This window comes from Corynebacterium sp. HMSC078A10, from assembly GCF_001811565.1.
Classification (GTDB): Bacteria; Actinomycetota; Actinomycetes; order Mycobacteriales; family Mycobacteriaceae; genus Corynebacterium; species Corynebacterium hesseae.
Map to the genome: position 1 here is coordinate 1 of NZ_KV805210.1, position 280 is coordinate 280.

1 rRNA gene is annotated in these 280 nt (G+C 49.3%); it reads left to right on the forward strand.

Going from position 1 to position 280, the window contains the following annotated elements:
• The first annotated feature begins 150 nt into the window (after positions 1-150).
• A 5S ribosomal RNA gene (rrf, locus tag HMPREF2808_RS07735) occupies positions 151-269 on the forward strand.
• Positions 270-280 lie beyond the last annotated feature (11 nt).

Consider the following 280-nt stretch of genomic DNA (forward strand, 5'->3'; position numbering starts at 1 on the left):
TGGTACTAATAGACCAAAACAAACACACACACCCAATATTGACGGGTGTGTTGACAACAAACACAACAAGACAATAAATATCACTGTCGCTTGCGTCCACTACACAGTATCTGACACAACACCAGCAACCAGACGTTGCCCTAAGTGTTTGTCGGTGGCCTATAGCAGCAGGGAAACGCCCGGTACCCATTCCGAACCCGGAAGCTAAGCCTGCTAACGCTGATGGTACTGCAACCGGGAGGTTGTGGGAGAGTAAGAAACCGCCGACACCAAACAACAA